This is a genomic window from Methylacidiphilum infernorum V4 (genome assembly GCF_000019665.1).
Lineage (GTDB): Bacteria > Verrucomicrobiota > Verrucomicrobiia > Methylacidiphilales > Methylacidiphilaceae > Methylacidiphilum > Methylacidiphilum infernorum.
In genome coordinates this window covers 2,049,389-2,070,023 of the sequence record NC_010794.1, presented here as the reverse complement: position 1 = coordinate 2,070,023, position 20,635 = coordinate 2,049,389, and the positions used below count along the sequence as shown (strand labels likewise).

Below are 20,635 nucleotides of genomic sequence, written 5' to 3'. Positions count from 1 at the left end.
AAAATCATGAAGAAAGCCGTTGTAGCCGGGGCCGGTGGATTTATCGGCCATCACTTGGTCAGTTTTTTAAAAGGAAAGCAATACTGGGTAAGGGGCGTGGATATTAAGGAGCCTGAGTATGAGAAGAGCCAAAGCGATGAGTTTCTGCTTCTTGATCTCAGGTACTGGGAAAATTGCCTGCGTGCCACAAGAGAGGTTGACGAGGTCTACCAGCTGGCCGCCGACATGGGCGGTATCGGTTACATATCAACCAACCATGCCGAGATCGCTAAAAACAATATTTTAATTAATACCCACATGTTGGAAGCCTCTTATCAAAATGGGGTCAAGCGCTACTTCTATTCTTCGTCTGCTTGCATCTATCCTGCCTACAAGCAGAGATCCGCCGATGTAGTTCCTCTTAAAGAAGAAGATGCCATCCCCGCGGAACCTGAGGAAGGTTACGGATGGGAAAAGCTTTTTGCCGAAAAACTCTGCCAATACTATCAAGAAGATAAACGACTCGAAACGAGGGTGGCAAGGTTCCATAATGTATATGGACCCTTGGGGACTTATGAAGGGGGAAGAGAAAAGGCCCCGGCAGCGATATGTAGAAAAGTGGCTTTAGCCGAGGATGCTGCGGAGATCGAAGTCTGGGGTGATGGCCGGCAAACCCGCTCCTTTCTTTATATAGAGGACTGCGTTGAAGGGATTTACTTGATTGCCCAATCGGATTATTCTAAGCCCCTGAATCTAGGATCAGAAGAGCTTGTCACCATTGATCAACTCGTGGAAATGGTGGCGAAAGTGGCGGGCAAAAAGGTTCGTATCAAGCACGACCTATCGAAGCCCCAGGGGGTAAGGGGAAGAAATAGCGATAATACGAAGCTTTATTCACTCCTTGGATGGAAGCCCAAGTATAGCTTGCTTGAAGGCTTGCAAAGAACTTATCCATGGATAGCGGATCGGTTGGCGCAAAAAAGAAAAGCGCTCCAGGGGCTGAATAGCCGGCTTTGATTTGTTTTAACTCAATTTAGGCTCTATGTCCCTCTCCCTGAGGGAAAGGACACAGAAAGTCGGCCGCAAGGGAGCTAGCGGAGAGTCGGTTCTGCCTTGGAAGCTTGAGATGGAATTCCGGCAAGACAAAGGCTTTTATCCCCTCATTTCTTTTAGTCCATTTGTCTTGGGTTGCCTAATATGGAAAGTTCTCCTGGGAAAGCTTGCTCAAAGACTCAAGGCAAATGCTTGGGAGTAGCTAAGCGCTTCGAACTCAGAATAATTGAGCTAGGAAACAGCCAAAGACCACCAGCGGGTACTCTTTTTAGGAAAGCCGGTTTTCCCGATTTCCGGCTTCGGTTATTCTTTCAAACCGGTTACCTCAAGAAAGCCAAAGAAGGGTATTCCTCTGGGGTTTGAGCGGTTAAAAAACTTCTTGCTCGGTCAATGCTTATTGGATGGTTTCGATCTGAAAAAAAACGCGCCGCAAACCTCTTTCAGGTGGAAGAGGACAAGGCGCGTCGTAAACGTGCGAACGGCCGGACCGGCCCGGGTCGCCTGTTCTTCGACGCGGTGTCGGAGAGTCGGTCCTTCGACCGATCTAAGGGGCAAGGCCCCCCTGTTAGCAGGAAGGAATCCTCCGCATTCAGGTGAAAAAAAAGAGAGGGGGATGTCAGGAAAGAGGGGCGCTACGCGCTCACTACGGGGAGTTCGGCCGGAAGGCAGCCCTTTGGAGAAGAAGGACCGGGGCCCGGCTTGTGCAAGAGCCTGCTTCATCCGGTCTCAATGAAGCAGGAAACCCGCTTTTTTTTCCTGTTTGAGCAAGAATGGGTAAGTTTGACGGAACGGAATTATATTGCGGGCAAAGCTCACCCACCTTGGGGGTGGCAGGGTCGGAGTAAGCCCAGGGATTAGGCCTGCGGAAAGAGCCTTGGCCGGACACCTTCGGGAAGGGAGGGTGAGCCACCCACCCCTCGCAGAAGGAAGAATCCCTTGGGGGTCTTTCGGCTGGGAGTAATCCCGGCTAGGATTAGGGTCTTGAGGAGACAGAGGTTTACGGATCGACGATCAGGGTGGTCGTCGCAGAAATTTCCGGGTAGTTAGCCAAGATTGATTCTATCCAGTAAGTTCCCGGGGTGAGGGGTTGGTCAAGATCTTCGAGGGCAACAACTTCGCTGTAAGTTAGGGAATCATTGGGATTTAAGGCGGTTGTACCCACCATGGGCAGGAATTCCTTGTCTTCCGACCACACGTAGATAATCTGGCCGCTTGCATTTCTTATCCTGAAATCAAATCTTTGGGAATCGGGAAAGCTAAAAGTATAAGTCCTGCGTCCGTTGTTAACCACCGTAAGGACAATCCGCAGCGATGGCGTTGTAAGGCTGTCTTTAAGAGAGGAGAGAGACAGACGGCTGGGCTCGATTTTAACAGAGGGCTGAATTTTGCGAAAATTAATCTGGTTGGCCTTGTCTATCCTTTTGGGATCAGCAAAGGGAAGGATAGACCAATGTTTGCGGGGAGCCTGGAGGATGTCCGGGTGGGTGTTTTTACTTGGGCTAATGTCGATACCATAGGCCAAGGTAACGAACATCGAGGGGATAAAGATCCGTAGGATCTTCATAGTTTCAATTTTTTTTCATCTCTTTTCGTTGGCTGGGAGATTAAAAAGCTGGAAATAACTTCTTTTTTGGAATTTAACTTGAAAATAAAACCTCAAATCCCTTAGCCAATAATAAATATTTCTTTTGAATGTTGAAAAGAATTTTTTACAGCCTCTGTTCGCTACTCGGCCTGCTTTTTATAGCGGTTTGCCTTTTTGCCTACTTTTTAATGCGAGAAGGATTTACGGCAAGGAGCAATCCTCCTGCCCTAGAAAAGTGGATCGCGACCACCGCCCTCTCCCTGTCCATTCCTAAGACGGTCAAGGAGACGAAAAACCCGATCCCCTTCTCTCAAGAGGTCTTGAACGAGTCCAGGGATCATTTTGCCGATCATTGTGCGTTATGCCATGGGAATAACGGCAGTGGAGAGACCCCTATCGGCAAAAATCTTTATCCTAAGCCCAGGGACTTGAGGTCGAGAGAGGTGCAAAAAAAATCTGACGGGGAAATCTACTATATCATCCACAATGGCATACGGTGGACAGGCATGCCCGCATGGGGGGAAAAAGACCAGGATGAAGACAGTTGGAAGCTCGTTCACTTTATTCGTCATCTCCCGTATTTGACGAAAGAGGAAGAAAAGGAAATGGAAAAAATGAATCCGGTCAGTCCCCATGAACTTCAGGAAGAAAAAGAGGAAGAAAAATTTCTTGAAGAAGACCATTCTTTGGGGAATTCTTCTGAAGAGGAACAACAGAATGCAATGAAAATGGAGAGCAAGTAAATGAAACCTTTTCAGATTTTGACTCTTATCGCTTTTCTTGTCATGATTTTAAGCCCGCGGCTGGCTTTTGCTCATGGCAATCTCGAACATATTCTCGGCACGGTCAGTTCCGTGTCGGATAAAACCCTGGTCGTAGAAACCAAGAAAGGGGAGCTAAAAACGATCGAGCTGAGCGACTCAACCCAATACATTTACAAGGGTAATTCGGCTTCTTTAGATCAATTAAAAAAGGGAATGAGGGTAGTCATCCATGCGAAAAAAAAAGGGGATAAATGGGAAGCCAAGGAGGTGAAATTTGGCGCCCAGAAAAAAGCTCCGGATTCAACTCCTCAATAAGAGAAATTTTTTTGCTGTTCATTTGCTTATCGACAATTAAAGAGCTCATTTGATTATAAATTGATTGTGCGCACAAAGTTTACATAAAAAGGAACGATCGAAAGCGGATGTGTCTTCCCATGCTGGCAGGCTTAATTTGAATTTGCCGAACCAACTTTCCTTGGCAAGAATAGGAATGTGCGGTCTTTTCGTTGCCGATTTGAGCATCGATTGGCCCTTTCAAGCGACGATGGCCCTATTTATTTTTCTCTTGGCAAGCCTTACCGATCTTCTCGATGGATGGATAGCTCGAAACTTCAACCTGGTAAGCGAGCTGGGGAAACTGTTAGATCCCTTGGCCGATAAGATATTGATCAGCGCCGCTCTTCTTTCTCTCCTCCAGTTCAATTATGCCCCTTTATGGGCGGTAATCACCATGATTTCAAGAGAATTTTTAATTACCGGGTTGCGTACCCTGCTGGCTATTCATGGAAAAGTGATGGCGGCCGATTTCGGTGGGAAGCAAAAGACCCTTTCCCAGATGATTTTTATCATCGGCTGTTTTGTTTCCCTAAGTTTAAAGGAAACAAAACTGCAGATGGGATTTTTGGGGACTATCCTGGAAAATGCCCTTTTCCCCATGATGCTTTTAACGGTTGCCATTACCGTCGTTTCGGGGACAAACTACTTTTACCGCAACTGGGAATTGATCCATAAAGAACCGGAGAAAAAGTGTGAGTGAATCTTTCCCTACTGAACAGGCTGAAGATTTTTTAAACTCCCTAGAGCAGTATGCATTTAAAGATTGGCAGATCGTGGTCGAGGCCTTGGGTAAAGGAAAGCAGTCTATCCTCTTGAGAAAGGGGGGAATTCAAGAAAAAGAATTTCAGTTGAAATCCCCTTTTTTCTGGCTTTTACCCACGCACTATCATGAAGAATTACACCAGGTTAAACCCGAGTACAGGTTTGTAGAAAAAGATGAAGGGGAAGAATCTTCTCCCGGCTGCCTACTGCTTAAGTATGTAGCTTGGGTCCAGGAAGATTTTTTCGTCACGGATTGGGAAATAGTTCGCCGTCTCTCTCCATTTTACATTTGGGAAGAGCCGATTTTGAAAAAACGCTTTGATTACGGAAAAAAGAAGGGACTGTCTGTTCTTATCTTAAGGGTATATAGAGCCTATCCGCCCCTGGAAGTTAAAGAGGACGAGAAGGCGATGAGAGGGTGCCGTTCCTGGGTAAAAATGGCTAGCCCTTTTACGCCGAGACGGTTCGAAGCGGTGATAGATGAGAAAAAATTTTGTGAAATCCGTAAAAATATTTTACTTAGAATTAAGGGGCTGTTATGAAACGCGCATTGGTGATTCTTGCTCCGGGTTTCGAGGAAATCGAGGCGGTTGTTCCCATCGATTTATTGAGAAGAGCAAAAATAGAGGTTGTGGTTGCCGGCGTTTTGCCGGGGGTGATTTCCGGATCGAGAAAGATACGGCTTATCCCCGACTATGACTTGGAAGATGTCCTGGAAGAGGAATTCGATTGCATTATCCTTCCTGGAGGAGCGGAAGGAGCGGAAAATTTGAAAAAAGATGTACGCATCAAGGAACTCCTTGAAAAGCAGGTTCGGGCAGGAAGATGGGTCGCCGCCATTTGTGCCGCCCCGGGCTGCCTGGTTCAATTCGGTCTTTTCCCCTCGGCCAAGATGACTTGCCATCCTTCCCTGTGGGACGATTTTCCTCAAGAAAGCTTGGATAGGTATAGCGGAGTTGTTGTGGATGGACAGTTGATTACTGCGAAAGCGGCGGGTCGGGCGGTTGAATTTGCTTTTGAAGTTATTCGCCGGCTGTTGGGAGAAGAGGCGGTTGAAGAAGTCAACAGGTCTTTTCTTTTCCCCTATGCCCTGGAGATGGAGCCGCAAAAAGAATAAAAAGAAATCAAAACGGATCTTTCTTCCCTTGAAATAAAAACAAAGATTACCCAGGAGAGAAAACATGACGAGCTACGGCTTTTGGGTTGCCACTACGGTTGATTTCCTCGGCATTCATTGGAGTCCAATGAAAGTCATCGGATGGATTGGAAATATTCTTTTTTTTTCCCGCTTTATTATACAATGGATAGCGACGGAAAAGAAAAAGGCGGTGGTTGTCCCTCTCGCTTTTTGGTATTGCAGCTTGCTGGGTTCCCTTTTGCTTCTTATCTATGCGTTTTACCGGTGGGATTCGGTTTTCATCTTCGCCTACTTGTTCAGTTGGATTCCCTACAGCAGGAACCTCTATTTCGCCCATAAAGAGCGAATGAACTCTAAAAATAACCTCTCAAGTGGTTTTAATCCCCAATCTACGCAAGCCTCTTACTCCCAGGACTGCCCGCAAGATCAAAAGGCCGTTAAAAAATCGTTTCCTTGAAACCCTTACTGGCCCTTAAGAGCCGGCAGCCTGGAGTTGCTCGGGACTCATCGTTCCCTTGTAAGCTTCGGGTTCTTCTTCAACTCCAAAATTGATCGAGATAAGGGAATCGATCTTGGAAAGCTCTTCTTGGGTCAAGGGAGGACACTCCGGGGCAGCGGCGAATTCACGCAGCTGCACACTATTGTAAATGTTGGGCAGACAGCTTAACACTTTCCCTTCGTTGAGTATCCATTGCAGGGCGGCTTGTCCCAGGGTGCGATTGGGCAAGACCAGGAATTCCAAGGAGGCTATTTTTTTTAATCCGTTTTCGAGCCAATGCTTCGGCCTAAAACGGCGGTGGTCGGTCTCTGAGAACTGGGTTTGGCTGTTGTACCGGCCTTCCAGCATGCCGCTTGCGTGGGGCACGCGAATGAGATAACGGGTTTTATCCGATTGAGCTCCCTCCATGAGGGCCTTACCCGGGTAAGATTCCAAGATGTTGTAGATGTGCTGGACGACATGGGGTTTCCTGAGTCGAATCGATTCGAGGCCTTCGTAAAGCCAGCCAATCGCGGGACCCAAGGCAACACCGTAGGAACGGATTTTGCCTTCCTTGAGGAGCCCTTCTAAGAGGAGCCAGATGCCGTCGTCTTTAACGTGGGCCATGCGGATGTTGTGTAATTGGAGGATGTCTATACAATCGCGCTTGAGCCGTTTGAGCGATCGATCGACCGCGTCTTTTAAAAAACCAGGGCTAAAATCTTGGGGAAGTTCATGTTGGGCGGTTCGGTTTTGAACCCCGTAGAAGTTGTAACCCACTTTTGTGGCTATAACAACTTCATGAGAATTCCCAAAAGCTTTGCCCAGGATTTCTTCCCCGTATCCATGCCCATAGACGTCGGCGGTATCGAAAAAGTTTATTCCCAAATCCACAGCTTCTTTAAGGAGCCTGGTCGCTTCTTCTTCAGTGTAGGACCCCCACCACCCCGTGGTTAAAGTCCACACGCCAAATCCTACTTCAGATACCCTGATATCCGTTCCTGGAAGATTCCTGAATTTCATAGCTATCAAATTAACATAAAACCCAGAAGAGGGAAGAAAAAATCTATTCCAGGATTTAAAGGAAAATTTATAAGTCAAAACGAGGGCGAAGAGAAAAAAATTGTCTTAAGTTTACCTAGGAAGTCGGCTGTATAAAAAAGAAAAATATTGAATATTTTGATTAATTACATTAGCTATTTAAAAATTCGTAAAATAAGGGGATTTTTTTCCCTCGGAAAAAGAACATTCCTGATATATTGTGATTATGATCGTCAAAAGGCCGGAGCTCAATCTTTTTGAAAAAACCTATCTGCCTGGAATCATTCAAGGTTTAGGCATTACTCTCAAACATTTTTGGGACAGGATTACCGGCAAGACCCGGGTTACCCTCGAATATCCAGAGGAAAAGCCGAAATTGCCCCCGGGGTTCCGGGGCGCACCTTTGCTAGTTAAGGACGAGGAGGGGAGGGAAAAATGCGTGAGTTGTCAGATGTGCGAGTTCATCTGTCCTCCTCGGGCTATCCGCATTATCCCCGGAGAAATTCCTCCAGGGGATAAGTACGCTAAGGTGGAGAAGGCACCCGAGGAGTTTTTTATCGACATGACAAGATGCATTTATTGTGGATTGTGTGAAGAGGTATGCCCGGAGGAGGCTATATTTCTCCTTCCAAAGATCTATTCCTTGTCCGGCTACAGCCGCCAAGATCTTGTCCACGACAAAAAGACCTTGTACGAGTTGGGAGGAGTGTACCCTCTGCCGATTCGAAAATGGGAAAAAAAATGAAAACAGCAGAGGGAAAGTAGGATCATGGGTGTCCGAATATTTTATTATTGTTTTTTGTGTTCTAATTTTTAAGATTTTCATTCTCTTTGTGGGCAATTTAAAATGGAAAACTTCTTTTTTTGGACTTTTGTTTTGACGATGGTAGGGAGCGCTGTCGGGGTAATCGCCAATAAAAATCCGGTGGCTTCAGCAATGAACCTGGTGTTGATGATTTTAAGCATTGCTGGTCTTTTTGTCCTGCTAGGGGCGTATTTTCTTGCCGCCGTCCAGGTGCTCGTTTATGCGGGGGCGGTGATGGTTCTCTTTTTATTTATCATTATGCTGCTTGACTTGAAAGCCGAAGAACAAGCGACGATGAGACCCCTCGGGATGTTGGGAGGATTCCTCCTTGTTTTATTGTTTGGCGTGGGATTTTCCCTTGCAGTAAAAGCGATGGATTCCTCGCTTTCAAAAGAACAAAAAGCCCTTGGCGTTGGGGGGATAAAGGCCTTGGGAGAGCTGCTGTTTGCAAACTACTCGTTGGCTTTTGAAGTCGTGGGGTTACTGCTTTTAATTTCCATGGTGGGAGTGATTATCTTGAGTAAAAAAGACCTGGAATAAAACAATGAGCTTTTTTTTTGGTTGTTGCCCTTCACATTTTCAACTGGAGATGGTCACCGATACCGGGGAAGACCTTTAAAGCTAGCCTGTGTTTATTAAGAATGAAGCGTTGGATTGTCGTTTATCATTGTTGATCAAGAGGAAAAAAGATGCACATCGGCCTCACTCATTATGTGGTAGCAAGTGGAATCCTCTTTGCCATCGGTCTTGCAGGAATAATCTTAAGAAGGGACCTGATTGTTATTTTAATGTGTTTAGAAATCATGTTGAACGCTGCTAATCTTGCCCTTGTGGCCTTTAGCCGGTTTAATGCCAATCTCTTGGGCCAGGTCCTCGTCTTTTTTGTCATTACGGTTGCAGCAGCTGAAGTGGCCGTGGGCCTGGCTTTAATCGTCGCCCTTTACCGGGTCAAGCATACGACCAAGGCTGAAGATATAACAATGCTCAAATTTTAGAAGTTTTTCTCCGGATTCGACCTTATGAACGAACAGTTTTTAGCATGGCTATTGTTGCTTTCCCCATTAAGTTCGGCCTTTATCATATGGGCTTTTTTAAAACCCTTTCCTTCTCTTAGTCAATGGGTCTCGGTAGGAGCTTGTGGAATTGCCTTCTTGGTTTCCCTGGGTATATCCCTGGGTTCAATCCCTGAACCTTCACCTATCAGTTGGATAGATGTCGGGGGGCTTTCCATACAGTTGGGCATGGTTTTCGACCCCCTATCCAAGGTGATGCTCCTTGTCGTGAGCGGAGTGGGGCTGATGATCCATATCTACTCGATGGGTTACATGGCTGAGGATCCGGGAAGGAGCCGCTTTTTTGCAGAACTTTCCCTTTTCATGCTCTCTATGTTGGGAATCGTTGTCGCGACCAACTTTATTATGATGTACATCTTCTGGGAACTGGTTGGGGTAAGTTCTTATCTGTTGATCGGTTTTTGGTTCGAAAAACCCTCGGCGGCTGCGGCTGCGACCAAGGCTTTTCTGGCGAATAGAATTGGGGATTTTGGTTTTCTTTTGGGGATTATTTTGTTTTGGACCTTGACGGGAAGCTTGATGTTTGATCCCTCTGTTGCGTCTTATCTTAAAAACCATCCCTTGGTGACGATAATGGGCTTACTTCTTTTTTGCGGTTGTGTCGGCAAATCGGCTCAAATTCCGCTTCATGTGTGGCTTCCCGATGCGATGGAGGGACCAACTCCCGTCTCTGCGTTGATCCACGCTGCGACCATGGTTGCAGCTGGGGTCTACATGCTCTGCAGGATATTTTTTGTGCTCGAGCAGTCGCCCCAAGCCTTGGATGTCATTGCCTGGACAGGAGCGATCACCGCGGCGGTTGCTGCCCTGACGGCCACCCAGCAGGACGATATCAAGCGGATTTTGGCCTATTCAACGATGTCCCAGCTTGGATACATGGTTATGGCCGTTGGTTCTTCGGCCACGGTTGCAGCCATGTTTCATCTTTGCACCCATGCCTTTTTTAAGGCTCTTCTTTTCCTTGGAGCGGGCTCGGTGTTGCACGTTCTTCACCATGAACAAGATATATGGAAGATGGGGGGGCTGTGGAAAAAGATGCCCTTGACTTTTCTGACCTTTCTCATTGGGAGCTGTGCGTTGGCTGGCATACCGGGCTTTTCGGGATTTTTCAGCAAGGATACGATTATAGAGATGGTCGGAGAAAAAAATCGGGTTTTGTTTTGGCTCGCGTTGTTTACGGCTGGATTGACCGCTTTTTATATGACGAGGTTATTTGTGGTGACTTTTTTCGGCCCCCCCAAGACGGAAGTAGCCGCTCATGCAAAAGAATCCCCCCTTGTCATGGTTTTGCCGATGCTCGTTCTTTCCTTTTTTGCGGTCGTGGGAGGATATCCTTTTTTAGGGATTGAAAGGGCTTTGGGGCTGGCCCATCAGCCTGTAGAAGAGGCCTCTTCTCGATTACACGTGATGATCCTTTCTGTCCTGGTCGGGGTAATTGGCTTGGGGATCGGGGCTTTTGCTTATTGGGGGAAGAAAAGCGAGATCGTCCTTTTCCCGCTGTTTAAAAACAAGTTTTATTTTGATGAGTTTTACGATTTGACCCTTTTGAAATTCCAGCAATGGGGAGCACAACTTTTGGCCTGGTTTGACGAATGGATCATCGGCTTTGGGATAGTCCGGGGATCGGCTTTTATAGTCAGCGTGGGTGGAGAAATCTTAAGAATTTTCCAGACGGGCAATATAAGAAGTTATGCTTTTCTTTTTGGAGGAGGGGCGGCGGCTATACTGGTCTATTTCTTGATGCGAAGCTAGTTGGAAAGTTGCAGCGGCAGGCTTTGTTTACAAAGATGGTGGGAAGCGCCGACTGCCTTTTGTTCTTGTGGAACAAGGGAATGAGATGGCAACGGTAAAATGTTTTATTCTTTAAACCAAGACATGGGAAAGGAATAAGTATGTCTTTTGTAAGTGTTCTTCTTTTGGTGCCTTTATTGGCCTTTGTGGCTATGCTCTTTAGAGTGCCCGCCAGGCAAGCTGCTTTGTGGGCTAGTTTGTTGAATTTTTTGGCCAGTTTATGGCTCTATTTTCAATATGACCCCCATCTTTCGGGTTATCAGTTTGTCCAGGACAACAGGTGGATCCAACTCCCGGCTCTTCCTGAAATCCACTACCACGTAGGGGTGGATGGGATCAACTTGCCCCTTGTTCTTTTAACAACGGTGGTAACCCTTGCAGCGGTGATCGTCTCGCCACGAGGGATAAAAAGGGAGCCTGAATTTTACAGTTATCTCCTTGCCATCTCCCTGGGTGCTTTAGGAGCCTTTGTGTCTCTAGACCTTTTCTTTTTTTATATTTTTCATGAATTTGCCCTTGTTCCCACTTTCCTGTTGATCGGTATTTGGGGGAGTGAAAATAGGCAATTTGTCAGTCTTCAAATTACCCTCTACCTGATCGTGGGAAGCATGATCCTGCTTGTGGGTATTTTAGCCCTCCTTGTTTTACTTCCTCCCGAAGCAAGAACATTCGATATCCCCACCCTTGTAGATTACGTCCGTCTTCATCCCTTGCCGATCATGAAAGAGCCCTTAGCTTTTGGGTTTTTACTGGTGGGTTTTGGTACTTTAGTCTCTTTATTTCCTTTTTATACCTGGGCCCCTTCGGGATATGCCGTAGCCCCGACTCCCGCAGCCATGCTTCATGCCGGAGTATTAAAAAAATTCGGTTTATACGGGCTTTTGAGGTTGGCGATTCCCCTTCTACCCGGGGGATTAGAGCATTGGAAGGCTTTATTGTATGCCCTTCTCCTGGGCAACATCCTTTATATAGGCTACGTAACGATTGCCCAAAAAGAGCTGACCACGATGCTTGGATATTCGAGCGTCATGCACATGGGCTATCTCTTTTTGGGGCTTGCCACCTGGAATACCATCGGGCTTAGTGGAGTGGTTCTCCTCATGGTTGCGCACGGCCTTTCCATAGCCTTGCTGTTCGCCTTGGCCGGGGAAATTAAAGATAAAACGGGTGAAATCAAGTTCAGTGAGCTGGGGGGACTGGGTCAAAGAATGCCTTTTGTTTCTGTGGCTTTTATCTTGGCTTCTTTTGCTTCCATAGGGGTGCCCGGGCTGGCTAATTTTGCGGGGGAATTGCTTATCTTTTTCGGATCGTGGAAAGTTCAACCGTGGATCACGGCATTAGCGATTTGGGGTATAGTGATATCGGCTGTATACCAACTTCGAGCGGTTCAATCGGTGTTTTTTGGAAAACTTCCCCCCCACCTGAAAGAAGTGGAAGATGTTCAAGGAATAATGAGGAAATTTCCTTACCTGTTGCTGATGTCCTTTTTGCTGATTATAGGGATGATGCCAGGCTCCCTTCTTTCCGTCATTAAACCGACCCTGGAACATTATTTTTCAACGCCTTGAGATTTTTCCGAGGTAAAAATGCATGGCGATAAAAATAAAAAAAGCAAGCGATTTTCTTAAACCCTACTTATAAAGTCTACTTCCAATGAATGCCTTTTTTGTTTTTTGTACTCCGGAATGCTTTCTTAGTTTGTCGGCTTTAGTCCTGCTTTTGTGGCAGGCCTTGGCAAAAATCCATGACAAAAGCATCGGTATTCTTGTCCTGGCCGATTACCTCGTGGCGGGGGTTTTGTTGCTACCCTTTGTTGAAAACCAGGGAATCTTCTGGAATGGTCTCTACGTATGGGACAAGATGGCCGTTCTTTGGAAAGTGTTTTTCTTGATCACCGGTTTTCTCGTTTCCTACCTTAGCTTGGAGAGCGATCGGCTCATCCCTAAAGCGAGATCGGAATTTTATATTTTGCCCCTGTTCACGACGGCCGGAATGGCTTTATTAGCATCGGTCAGGGATTTCATCCTGCTGTTCGTAGGACTTGAAATCGTGACCGTTTCCTTCTACGTCTTTGTAGCCTTTCAAAGAGAGTTTCCTTCGGCATTGGAAGCAGGGGTGAAGTACTTGATTATTGGGGCGTTGGCTTCCTCTTTCCTGGTTATGGGCATAGCCTTTGTTTTTGGAATTACCGGCTCAACCCAATTTGATGAAGTCGCCCGCTTTGCGCAAAACAATCCTGTTAACGGTCCCTTGATTCTCGGCCTTGTCTTTATACTGGTCGGTTTAGGATTTAAAGCCTCGGCGGTCCCCTTCCACGTTTGGACTCCTGATGTTTACCAGGGTGCTTCGACTCCGATCACTACTTACCTTGCCGTAGGCTCCAAGGCCGCAGGGTTTGTCGTTCTTCTCAGAATTTTAAATCTTCCTTTTTATGATCCGGGTTTCCAGAAACATTGGATCCCCTTGATTTCTCTCATGGCCCTGTTGTCGGTTATCGTGGGCAACCTGGCGGCCATTCCCCAGAGAAATATTAAACGTATGCTGGGATACTCGAGCATAAGTCATGGAGGCTTTTTGCTGATGGGCCTTTCCGCCCATAACAAGATAGGTTGTGCGGCGGTCATTTATTACTTCTTTGCCTACATGGTTGCCATTTTTGCCGCTTTTTTAGTCGTGATCTTGTTGGAAAAGAATCAACCAAGCGGGGTGTCCATTAAAGATTTCAATGGACTTTACCTGAAAAATTCTCTTATGGCCTGGTCGATGGCTTTTTCGATGATTTCTCTTGCCGGGCTTCCCCCTTTAATGGGATTTTTCGGCAAGTTGATGGTTTTTTTTGCAGCATGGGACAGTGGACAGCACCTGCTGGTCATCGTGGGTGCTCTTTGCGCAGCCGCAGGCTTGTACTATTATATAGGGGTTGTCCGCGCCATGTTTTGGACGGAGCCGGACAACGTCCAGCGGATAGATTTGAGTCCGGCAACGAAACTGTTATTGTGGATTTTGAGCGTTGGGTCGATTTTGCTTGGATTTTATGCAGAACCGGTGATCAAATTGGTTGGATCTGTATTATCTTGAGAAGAGGGCAGTTAGCTCAGGCGGCAGAGCATCTCGTTTACACCGAGAGGGTCGGGGGTTCGATTCCCTCACTGCCCACGGCCATTTCCCTGAGCACGCCTGCAAAGACCGCTCTAATGGATCGAGGCATGAATGTCGGTAAATCGTTTTTATTGAACTTGATTCATGAACCGCTTTAACTAAAATTTCCCGCCAGATTATGCAAACTTTTTTCATCCATAATGCGATTGGACTTTCTATAGGTTTTAGTCTTGTTGGTATTGTTATAGCGATCATCCTTGCTTTTCGGATCCTATCCCTGGACAGTGGAAACGAAACAATGCGGATGATTGCAGGGGCGATCGAAGAGGGAGCGAAAGCCTATCTGAATAGGCAGCTTATAACCATTTTAGGGATTGCAGCCCTCCTCTTTATTTTGATCGGGTTTTTTAAAAACTGGTGGACGGCTTCAGGATTTTTGCTGGGATCCTTTTGCTCTTACTTGGCCGGTCTTATCGGTATGCGTGTCGCCGTTAAAGCTAACGTGAGAACGGCACAGGCCGCTACCCAGAGCAAGGAGAAGGCCCTCCATGTTTCTTTTCTGGGTGGAGCCGTAACCGGCTTGCTCGTTGTAGCCTTGGCCCTTTTCTCGGTAGGGTTGTTTTGCGCTCTTTCCGTCCATTTCCAGGGGGTTACAGAAACCTCGTCATCCCTTGTGGGTCTTGCCCTTGGGGCAAGCCTGATCAGTGTTTTCGCCCGTCTTGGGGGAGGAATATATACAAAGGCAGCGGACGTCGGCGCGGATTTAACGGGGAAAATAGAACAGAATCTTAACGAAGATGATCCCAGGAATCCCGCCACCATAGCGGATAACGTTGGAGATAACGTGGGGGATTGTGCGGGAATGGCTGCTGATGTATTTGAAACTTACGTGGTCAGCCTTATTGGAGCGGTCCTTGTCGCCGTTGTCGGCTTGGGAGCGGATCCTGCGGCGATGGCTTATCCTTTTTTGGTCGGCATGGTAACCATCTTGGGGGCAATTTCTGGAATTTTTTATGTTGGAGTTTCAAAGGCTTCTCCGGCCAAGGCCCTTTTAAATGGAGTGATGGTTAACGGCGTGGTTTCTTCCATTCTCTTTTTACCCCTGTCTATGTCCCTTTTTTCGTCCCGCTGGTTTAATATTTTTGCCTGTTCGGTGATCGGCGTTCTTATGACGGCAGCCATCTTTTTCATAACCGATTACTATACGGCAACGACAAGGAGGCCTGTGCGACTCATCGCTAATGCTTCCCAGACCGGTCATGCCACCAATATTATAGCCGGATTGGCCATGGGCATGGAAGCGACGGCTCTTCCGGTGCTCTTTATCGGGGCGGCGGTCATGCTGACGTATTGGTTGGGAGGTTTATACGGGGTAGCTATAGCGGTGCGCTGCATGTTAAGCATGGCGGGTATAGTGATTTCCCTGGATGCCTTCGGTCCGATTACCGATAATGCGGGAGGAATCGTGGAAATGAGTCGACTGCCCAAATCGGTCAGGCAGATAACCGATGAACTGGATGCCGTGGGAAATACCATGAAAGCGGTCACCAAGGGTTATGCCATTGGTTCGGCAGGCTTGGCTGCCCTGGTGCTTTTCGGTTCTTACGTGGAAGAACTGAAGCATTATAGTTCGTCGAGCATAGCCCAACAGCTCCAGTTTAACTTGCAGGATCCAAAAGTAATTATAGGGCTTTTCATCGGGGGACTCCTCCCTTATCTTTTTGCGGCAAGAAGCATGTCGGCCGTAGGGAAGGCGGCCGGGAGCGTCGTTCAAGAGGTGCGCCGGCAGATCCGAGAAATCCCGGGTATATTGAAAGGGATAGACAGGCCTCAGTACGGTCGTTGCGTAGATATCGTGACAAGGGCTGCATTAAAAGAGATGATTTTCCCGGCACTCTTGCCTCTAATGGCTGTTCTGGGTTTGGCTATCATTCCCGGCCTTGGTCCGGTTGTTCTAGGTGGAGCTCTTATAGGAACGATCGTTACGGGTCTTTTCGTGGCCATTTCCATGACATCGGGGGGAGCGGCATGGGATAATGCCAAAAAATGGATAGAAGAGGGAAATTTTGGGGGGAAAGGCTCTGAAGCCCATGCGGCTGCGGTTACTGGAGATACCGTGGGAGATCCCTACAAGGATACGGCGGGTCCTGCCATCAATCCCATGATAAAAGTGGTCAACGTCTTGGCCATCCTCATTATCCCCATCTTCGCAAGGTACTGGCACTTATAATCATAAAAAAAAGCCTCCTATTTAGGAGGGAGCTAAACTCTAGTATTGCAAATAGTGCGTAATGGTGTATTATGTAGGGCATGGAAAGCACTATGAGCACGGGCCGGGCGGCCAAGCTGCTGGGGGTCTCGGTCAAGACCATGCAGCGATGGGAGCGTGAAGGCCGACTAATTCCTGCGGCGCGGACCGACAGCAACCGAAGGCTTTACACCGAATCACAGCTTCGTGATTTTCTCGGCCTGCGCCATGCGGTGTCCGAGCCGACGCGGCTCATCGCGTACTGCCGCGTCTCCAGCGCCGCACAGAAGCCCGATCTTGTTAATCAGCGCAAGGTGCTGGAAGAGTTCGTGGTGGCAAAGGGACTGGCGAACGTCGAGTTCATCGAAGAGGTCGGTGGCGGACTGAACTTCAAGCGCAAGCGCTTTTTGGAACTCATGGACGCCATTGGACGGCGAGAGGTCAAAACCCTGATCCTTGCCCACCGCGACCGGCTCACCCGGTTTGGCTTCGAGTGGTTCGAGCATTTCGCCAGTAGGAATGGGTGCGAACTTCTCGTGCTCAACCTGGAGCGGCTGTCGCCCGAACAGGAAATGGTGCAGGACCTGATGACCATCGTGAATTGCTTCTCGTCCCGGCTCTACGGTTTGCGCAACTACCGGAAAAAGCTCAACGAAGCGCTGAAGCTGGACGCGACCAACGCGACACAGGTGTGAAGCCGTGCAACTGACCCACAAAATCGCCCTTCGTCCGACGCCCGAGCAGGCAGACTACTTTGCCCGCGCCTGCGGCACCGTGCGGCGCGTCTGGAACTGGGCGCTGGACGAGTGGAAGCGCCAGTATGCCGCCGGGTGTAAACCCAACGCGATGGCGCTCAAAAAGCAGTTCAACGCCATCAAGTACCGCGACCCGCAGTGGCTCGACGAGGACGGGCAGCCGTGGCTCAAGACCATCCATCGGGACGCCCACGCGCAGCCCTTTGCGTACCTGGAAAAAGCCTGGAAGCGCTACTTTGCCGACCGCAAAGCGGGCAAACCGGCGTCTGAACCGCAATTCAAGAAGAAAGGCCGCTGCCGCGACAGCTTCGCCTGAGCCAACGACAAGTTTCGGGTCAGCGGTAAGACGATTCGCCTGCCCAAAGTGGGCGAAGTCGCCATGGCCGAGGCGCTGCGCTTTGAGGGCAAGATTCTCGGCGCCACCGTCTCTCGCACGGCGGATCGCTGGTTTGTGGCGATTCAGGTCGAAGTGCCAGACCGCATATTCCATCGCCGCCGCACGGGCGATGGTGTTGTGGGCCTTGACTTTGGCGTCAAAGCAGCAGCCACCCTCTCAAGTGGCGAAGCGATTGATGCTCCCAGACCGTTGAAAGCCGCTCTGCGCCGATTGAGAATCCGTAGCCGACGCTTAAGCCGCAAGATCGAAGCCGCCAAGGTTGCCGCCGGATTTGCTCCTCAAGCTCGTCTGCCCAAAGGCACCAAACTTCCCGTCTCCAACAACCGCAGGAAGTCTGCTGCGACATTGGCAAGGCTGCACGCCCGCGTTGCCAATGTCAGAGCGGATTTCACCCACAAGCTCACGACCCGGCTCTGCCGTAAAAACCAAGCGGTGGTGATCGAGGATTTGCACGTCAAAGGCATGTTGGCAAACGACCGACTGGCCCGTGCCATCAGCGACGTGGGCTTGGGGATGTTTCGCGAGCAGATCGAGTACAAGGCGAGGCGCTACGGCACGCGGCTCATCATCGCCGATCGCTGGTATCCGAGCAGTCGCCTGTGTTCGGTTTGCGGGTGGAAGAACGAGGCGCTGACGCTCAAGGATCGGAGCTGGACGTGTCCCGAGTGCGGCGCGCGCCACGACCGCGACTTCAACGCGGCGCTCAACCTCAAACGGCTGGCAACCGCAACTGCCCTACCCGTGGCGAGTCCGTCTGGTAACAGCGGCGCTGCGGCAGAGATGGTCTCTGCCGTAGTCGGGAAAGTTACGCCTGTCAGAGACGATTCCGTTGAGGAATCGGGGCAGGAAGAGAACAGTGCGCACCTTTGCGCACGTTTTTGATAGCAGCAGGATCAACAAGGCCTTAAAGGGGGATTTTTTTGAGAGGAATTTCAGAATTGTTTTCTTCAAAGGAGATCGTGGGGGATGCCTCCGTCAAAGGAAGGCTGTCGGCGTGCTGGGCGGCGGTTTTACCGCTTAGGATAGCTCCTTCAATGGTTGCCGGCAATCCCGTGGCGGTCCAATCTCCGGCAAGAAAAAAATTTTTCCATTGGGTTGCAGGACCAGGCCTATGTTTCAGAGACTCGGGATCAAATTTAGGGGTTGCTCCGATAGCTTTGAAAAGAAAGCCCTGGCAAAAACGCGCTTCTTTCGAAGAAGGGATGAGCCGGTTGATTTCTTTCCAGACCATGTTCTCAATCTCTTTAGAAGAGAGGGAGAGGATATCTTGCGGGGGAGCACTGATTACCGCCACGTAGGAATAGAGGGGAAAGGACAAAAGGGAACTATCGACGAAAAGATTTCTTGCAAAAAGCCATTGTACAGGGGAGTCAAGAAAACCGATAACCGGTTCGTTAGTCAGGGGTCGATCGACCCAAAAATAGAGACTCAATATGGGAGACTGCTTTAGAGACCGGCATTGTTCCTTTAAGGGCGATTTCTCCGGTAGCAAACTTCCTAGAGTATGCCAGGGAAGGGCACTAATAAAACAATCTCCACTGAACATTTTTCCTTCAGTTGTTCTGACGGCCTTGAGATGACCGTTTTCAAATTCCATGGAGCATACCGCGCTTTTCAAGTAGACGTTACTCCCACACATCTTGAGGAGCCGTTCGCATTCTTTGGAAAAGAGATCGCCCAATCCAACGCGGCTGAGGACGAGGCTTAAATCTTTTCTTTTACCCAAAAGTGTTTTTCTGACCACTTCATAAAAAAGGAGCGCGGCAGCTTCTTCTAAAGGCAAGTTCAAGGCGGCGACGCAAAGGGGCTCCCACAAAGAACGGATCAGTGAAGGACTTTGATTCTTTCTTTTTAGCCATTGGGAAGCGGTTTCTTGTTCGTGGGGTTTGTCCGCCAGCAAAAGAGAAAGAAGAAAAGTAGAAGCACGAACCCAATCCCCGAAATTAAGCTGGGAGTAGCGCAAAAGGGCAACAAGCAGGTGCAGGGGAGCAGGAAGTTGTCCTGCCGCAAGGACCGAGTAATTTTTGTTGCTAAAAAAAGCTATTTTTATCGGATCTATCCAGAACAGTTTCGAACAACCCCCTAATTTTTCGATCAGTTCCAGGGTATGGTGGTAGCATCCCATCATGACGTGCTGTCCGGTGTCGATCGTTTCTCCAACTCGGGGATGCTTAAAGCTGCCCGCCCTGCCTCCCAGCATCGATTTAGATTCAAGCAGTACAACGTCATGTCCCAGGTTGTTCAGTTCGATAGCGGCGGATAGCCCTGCAAATCCCCCCCCAAGGACAACTATTTTTTTGGGAGGTGAAAAGGAGTGTTCCCCCCTGCGATCAAAAAAGTTTGTAACCAGGACCTTGAATATTGAAGCCAGCTTTTGTGATTTGCTTAAACGAATGGAATGGTGAAAAACGTTGAACTGCTTGGCGCGGATTTTTTCAAGGATAGCCCTGTAGACGGCGCTCATGATTTCGGCAGCTAAAAGCTTTGGCCGATCCGAGGGATGGATGAGTTTTGAAGACTTGGCAAAATAATGTTTAGCCCTAAGATATTGAAATCTAAAAAATTCGCGAATTTTTAAACTCCACTTGAGATCGAGCAGTTCTTTTTCGCTGATACCATGCTCTTCGAGTTCTTCCAAGGGAAAATAAATTCGGCCATAAGCGGAATCCTTCGGAACATCCCTCAGTATGTTTGTCAGTTGGAAGGCCTTTCCTAGAGTAAGGGCGTATTCTCTGCTAAAGGAATGACTACAACCGAAAATCTCGATGCTGATGAGTCCTACAGCTCCCGCTACCCGGTAGCAATACAGGGAAAGTTCTTCAAAGGTTTTATACCGGCTTTGAGTGATATCCATTTCTACCCCAAGAATGATTTCCTGGAGTATATCTTGGGGCAAGTTCCACTTGATGACGACTTCCCTGAGTTCTTTACCCAGGGGGGAAGAGGGCATAGAAGTATAAATGCGTTCTATTTCTTTTTTCCAAAAGAAGATCCCCTCTTTTTTTTCTTGTGGACTTAGCATGGTAGAATCAACGATATCATCAATGACCCGGCAAAAAGCGTAAAACACGGTCATGGCCCATTTCTGTTCCCTGGGTAAACAAAAAAAAGAAAGGGCCAAATTAGACTTGCTTCGGGAAGTCACCGATTGTCCAATCCATGAGTTGTTCATTCTCTGTTCTGGACAGATAACATATCCTGATCGTTCTTTCAATTTTCTCTCTTTGATTAATCGAGTTAGCCTAAACTAAAACCGTTAATCGAGGGCCGAAAAGGAGTTTACTTATGACTCGTTTTTTTTGGCTTTAAGTTAAAGGGCTGTTCATTAAAA

At 48.3% G+C, this 20,635-nt stretch carries 20 protein-coding genes and 1 tRNA gene; 18 read left to right on the top strand and 3 right to left on the bottom strand.

Going from position 1 to position 20,635, the window contains the following annotated elements; translation table 11 throughout:
• Positions 1–6: 6 nt before the first annotated feature.
• Complete coding sequence (locus tag MINF_RS09805) at positions 7–996, top strand: NAD-dependent epimerase/dehydratase family protein (RefSeq protein WP_012464561.1); 990 nt, start codon at positions 7–9, stop codon at positions 994–996.
• A gap of 1,033 nt (positions 997–2,029) precedes the next feature.
• Here MINF_RS09805 and MINF_RS09790 read toward each other — a convergent pair.
• Positions 2,030–2,596 (bottom strand): BsuPI-related putative proteinase inhibitor, encoded by a 567-nt coding sequence (locus tag MINF_RS09790; protein WP_012464558.1) that lies wholly within the window; start codon positions 2,594–2,596, stop codon positions 2,030–2,032.
• 128 nt (positions 2,597–2,724) lie between these two features.
• On the opposite strand from MINF_RS09790, the gene MINF_RS09785 reads away from it, so the two are divergent.
• The 6 genes from MINF_RS09785 (at position 2,725) to MINF_RS11060 (ending at position 6,074) form a co-directional block, all read left to right on the top strand.
• Positions 2,725–3,360 (top strand): c-type cytochrome, encoded by a 636-nt coding sequence (locus tag MINF_RS09785; RefSeq protein ID WP_012464557.1) that lies wholly within the window; start codon positions 2,725–2,727, stop codon positions 3,358–3,360.
• Positions 3,361–3,696 carry a DUF5666 domain-containing protein gene (locus MINF_RS09780; RefSeq protein ID WP_012464556.1) on the top strand — a complete coding sequence of 112 codons (336 nt, stop codon included), beginning with the start codon at positions 3,361–3,363 and terminating at the stop codon, positions 3,694–3,696.
• Positions 3,697–3,832: 136 nt separating this feature from the next.
• Positions 3,833–4,417 carry a CDP-diacylglycerol--glycerol-3-phosphate 3-phosphatidyltransferase gene (gene pgsA, locus MINF_RS09775; protein WP_238523487.1) on the top strand — a complete coding sequence of 195 codons (585 nt, stop codon included), beginning with the start codon at positions 3,833–3,835 and terminating at the stop codon, positions 4,415–4,417.
• The gene (locus tag MINF_RS09770) at positions 4,410–5,021 is read left to right on the top strand and encodes a DUF1802 family protein (RefSeq protein ID WP_012464554.1); all 612 of its coding nucleotides are present in this window, start codon (positions 4,410–4,412) and stop codon (positions 5,019–5,021) included. Before pgsA ends, MINF_RS09770 begins: the two co-directional genes overlap by 8 nt.
• Entirely contained in the window at positions 5,018–5,596 is a 579-nt protein-coding gene (locus MINF_RS09765; protein WP_012464553.1) for a DJ-1 family glyoxalase III, read from the top strand. Before MINF_RS09770 ends, MINF_RS09765 begins: the two co-directional genes overlap by 4 nt.
• Positions 5,597–5,660: 64 nt before the next feature.
• Positions 5,661–6,074: a lipid-A-disaccharide synthase N-terminal domain-containing protein gene (locus MINF_RS11060; RefSeq protein ID WP_012464552.1), complete on the top strand. Its 414-nt coding sequence runs from the start codon at positions 5,661–5,663 to the stop codon at positions 6,072–6,074.
• Between the two features lie 15 nt (positions 6,075–6,089).
• Here the strand turns inward: MINF_RS11060 and MINF_RS09755 are convergent, their stop codons facing one another.
• Complete coding sequence (locus MINF_RS09755; protein WP_048810548.1) at positions 6,090–7,118, bottom strand: aldo/keto reductase; 1,029 nt, start codon at positions 7,116–7,118, stop codon at positions 6,090–6,092.
• Between the two features lie 244 nt (positions 7,119–7,362).
• Here MINF_RS09755 and MINF_RS09750 point away from each other — a divergent pair, with 244 nt between their 5' ends.
• From MINF_RS09750 to MINF_RS09705, 11 genes are all read left to right on the top strand, one after another.
• Positions 7,363–7,881: a NuoI/complex I 23 kDa subunit family protein gene (locus tag MINF_RS09750; RefSeq protein ID WP_187146939.1), complete on the top strand. Its 519-nt coding sequence runs from the start codon at positions 7,363–7,365 to the stop codon at positions 7,879–7,881.
• Positions 7,882–7,983: 102 nt separating this feature from the next.
• Complete coding sequence (locus tag MINF_RS09745) at positions 7,984–8,481, top strand: NADH-quinone oxidoreductase subunit J (RefSeq protein ID WP_048810347.1); 498 nt, start codon at positions 7,984–7,986, stop codon at positions 8,479–8,481.
• 149 nt (positions 8,482–8,630) lie between these two features.
• Positions 8,631–8,936, top strand: coding sequence for an NADH-quinone oxidoreductase subunit NuoK (gene nuoK / locus MINF_RS09740; RefSeq protein ID WP_012464548.1), 306 nt, complete (start codon positions 8,631–8,633; stop codon positions 8,934–8,936).
• A 24-nt stretch (positions 8,937–8,960) separates the two neighbouring features.
• Positions 8,961–10,766, top strand: coding sequence for an NADH-quinone oxidoreductase subunit L (gene nuoL, locus MINF_RS09735; RefSeq protein ID WP_012464547.1), 1,806 nt, complete (start codon positions 8,961–8,963; stop codon positions 10,764–10,766).
• A 140-nt stretch (positions 10,767–10,906) separates the two neighbouring features.
• The gene (locus MINF_RS09730; protein WP_012464546.1) at positions 10,907–12,373 is read left to right on the top strand and encodes a complex I subunit 4 family protein; all 1,467 of its coding nucleotides are present in this window, start codon (positions 10,907–10,909) and stop codon (positions 12,371–12,373) included.
• Positions 12,374–12,458: 85 nt separating this feature from the next.
• Positions 12,459–13,883 (top strand): NADH-quinone oxidoreductase subunit N, encoded by a 1,425-nt coding sequence (locus MINF_RS09725; protein WP_012464545.1) that lies wholly within the window; start codon positions 12,459–12,461, stop codon positions 13,881–13,883.
• A 5-nt stretch (positions 13,884–13,888) separates the two neighbouring features.
• Positions 13,889–13,961, top strand: a tRNA-Val gene (locus tag MINF_RS09720).
• A gap of 121 nt (positions 13,962–14,082) precedes the next feature.
• The gene (locus tag MINF_RS09715) at positions 14,083–16,134 is read left to right on the top strand and encodes a sodium-translocating pyrophosphatase (RefSeq protein WP_012464544.1); all 2,052 of its coding nucleotides are present in this window, start codon (positions 14,083–14,085) and stop codon (positions 16,132–16,134) included.
• 80 nt (positions 16,135–16,214) lie between these two features.
• Positions 16,215–16,847, top strand: a complete 633-nt coding sequence (locus tag MINF_RS09710; protein ID WP_012464351.1) for an IS607 family transposase — start codon at positions 16,215–16,217, stop codon at positions 16,845–16,847.
• Positions 16,848–16,851: 4 nt separating this feature from the next.
• Positions 16,852–17,223 carry a helix-turn-helix domain-containing protein gene (locus tag MINF_RS11630; protein WP_202943640.1) on the top strand — a complete coding sequence of 124 codons (372 nt, stop codon included), beginning with the start codon at positions 16,852–16,854 and terminating at the stop codon, positions 17,221–17,223.
• A 33-nt stretch (positions 17,224–17,256) separates the two neighbouring features.
• Positions 17,257–18,186: an RNA-guided endonuclease InsQ/TnpB family protein gene (locus MINF_RS09705; protein WP_274377022.1), complete on the top strand. Its 930-nt coding sequence runs from the start codon at positions 17,257–17,259 to the stop codon at positions 18,184–18,186.
• Positions 18,187–18,208: 22 nt separating this feature from the next.
• Here the strand turns inward: MINF_RS09705 and hpnE are convergent, their stop codons facing one another.
• On the bottom strand, positions 18,209–20,518 hold the full coding sequence (hpnE, locus tag MINF_RS11880; protein ID WP_012464543.1) for a hydroxysqualene dehydroxylase HpnE: 2,310 nt from the start codon (positions 20,516–20,518) through the stop codon (positions 18,209–18,211).
• Positions 20,519–20,635: the final 117 nt, after the last annotated feature.

Bases quoted from the DNA above. Each gene is read 5' to 3' on its own strand.
- MINF_RS09780 (WP_012464556.1), top strand. From the start codon at position 3,361: ATGAAACCTTTTCAGATTTTGACTCTTATCGCTTTTCTTGTCATGATT.
- MINF_RS09765 (WP_012464553.1), top strand. From the start codon at position 5,018: ATGAAACGCGCATTGGTGATTCTTGCTCCGGGTTTCGAGGAAATCGAG.
- MINF_RS09730 (WP_012464546.1), top strand. From the start codon at position 10,907: ATGTCTTTTGTAAGTGTTCTTCTTTTGGTGCCTTTATTGGCCTTTGTG.
- MINF_RS09715 (WP_012464544.1), top strand. From the start codon at position 14,083: ATGCAAACTTTTTTCATCCATAATGCGATTGGACTTTCTATAGGTTTT.
- MINF_RS09755 (WP_048810548.1), bottom strand. From the start codon at position 7,118: ATGAAATTCAGGAATCTTCCAGGAACGGATATCAGGGTATCTGAAGTA.
- MINF_RS09805 (WP_012464561.1), top strand. From the start codon at position 7: ATGAAGAAAGCCGTTGTAGCCGGGGCCGGTGGATTTATCGGCCATCAC.
- MINF_RS09710 (WP_012464351.1), top strand. From the start codon at position 16,215: ATGGAAAGCACTATGAGCACGGGCCGGGCGGCCAAGCTGCTGGGGGTC.
- MINF_RS09745 (WP_048810347.1), top strand. From the start codon at position 7,984: ATGGAAAACTTCTTTTTTTGGACTTTTGTTTTGACGATGGTAGGGAGC.
- MINF_RS11060 (WP_012464552.1), top strand. From the start codon at position 5,661: ATGACGAGCTACGGCTTTTGGGTTGCCACTACGGTTGATTTCCTCGGC.
- MINF_RS09750 (WP_187146939.1), top strand. From the start codon at position 7,363: ATGATCGTCAAAAGGCCGGAGCTCAATCTTTTTGAAAAAACCTATCTG.
- MINF_RS09725 (WP_012464545.1), top strand. From the start codon at position 12,459: ATGAATGCCTTTTTTGTTTTTTGTACTCCGGAATGCTTTCTTAGTTTG.
- nuoK (WP_012464548.1), top strand. From the start codon at position 8,631: ATGCACATCGGCCTCACTCATTATGTGGTAGCAAGTGGAATCCTCTTT.
- MINF_RS09790 (WP_012464558.1), bottom strand. From the start codon at position 2,596: ATGAAGATCCTACGGATCTTTATCCCCTCGATGTTCGTTACCTTGGCC.
- MINF_RS09785 (WP_012464557.1), top strand. From the start codon at position 2,725: ATGTTGAAAAGAATTTTTTACAGCCTCTGTTCGCTACTCGGCCTGCTT.
- nuoL (WP_012464547.1), top strand. From the start codon at position 8,961: ATGAACGAACAGTTTTTAGCATGGCTATTGTTGCTTTCCCCATTAAGT.